This window comes from Hydrocoleum sp. CS-953, assembly GCF_002260545.1.
GTDB lineage: Bacteria > Cyanobacteriota > Cyanobacteriia > Cyanobacteriales > Microcoleaceae > Trichodesmium.
Map to the genome: position 1 here is coordinate 1 of NZ_LGSU01000016.1, position 994 is coordinate 994.

1 protein-coding gene is annotated in these 994 nt (G+C 37.4%); it reads left to right on the forward strand.

The window, feature by feature from the left end:
- Window positions 1-119 precede the first annotated feature (119 nt).
- The gene (locus AFK68_RS00050) at window positions 120-845 is read left to right on the forward strand and encodes a uracil-DNA glycosylase family protein (RefSeq protein WP_094670655.1); all 726 of its coding nucleotides are present in this window, start codon (window positions 120-122) and stop codon (window positions 843-845) included.
- Window positions 846-994: the final 149 nt, after the last annotated feature.

The following is a 994-nucleotide window of genomic DNA, read 5'->3' on the forward strand; positions in this document are numbered from 1 at the left end:
TCCCCTACTCCCCTACTCTCAATCTATAATTTTAAATAGATCCGCTCAGGGGTTCTATATAACTTCCCTGAAAATCTTAATGCATGACTTTTGAATTTTGAATTTTGACTTCCCGAATTATGTCTAGCGAAAAACAACTCAGCCTCTTTGACTTGTCAAACAATGATGACTCCCCAGAATCTACCTCTGACTCTGACTCTGACTTTAGTCTCATTCCTACAGATGTTAAAATTCCTATTCCATCAGGAACATATCAAACAATGGAGCAAATAGCTGTTCATTGTAACCAATGTCATAGATGTGAACTAGGAGAAAACCGGACTAATGCTGTCATTGGTAGAGGCAACCCCAAAGCAGAAATTATGATTATTGGGGAAGCACCCGGTCAAAATGAGGATGAACAAGGTCTGCCTTTTGTGGGTAGGTCTGGGCAACTCCTTGATAAAATTTTGCAGTCTGTAGAGTTGAGTAGCGACGACGTTTATATATCTAATGCTGCTAGATGTCGGCCACCGGAAAACAGGACTCCTACTCTCAAAGAAATAGAAGCTTGTAAACCCTACTTATTAGAACAAATACGTTTAGTTGACCCCAAAATTATTCTTTTAACTGGGGCAACAGCGGTTAAAGCTTTGACTGGTGATAAGCGAGGTATTACTAAAATTAGGGGTCAATGGATGGAGTGGGAGGGGCGACTTTGTATGCCCATTTTTCATCCATCTTATCTTTTGCGGAATCCTTCTAGGGAACCTGGTAAACCAAAGTGGTTAATGTGGCAAGATATTCAGGCAGTTAAACAAAAGTTAGAAGAACTTCAAAGTGATAATAATTCCATAGATTTTTGAACAAAGTCTTTTGTAGGACAGGCAAAATATTGTACTGTCCAGTTATTAATTATTAATTATAAAAATTGCTATAGTTAATTTTAAATAGTATTTAAGTTTGCATAGTCAAATGAGCCAAATTTCTGTTCCCTATTCCCTACTATATAATT

Coding starts and splice junctions, on each gene's coding strand:
- AFK68_RS00050 (WP_094670655.1), top strand. CDS start 120: ATGTCTAGCGAAAAACAACTCAGCCTCTTTGACTTGTCAAACAATGAT.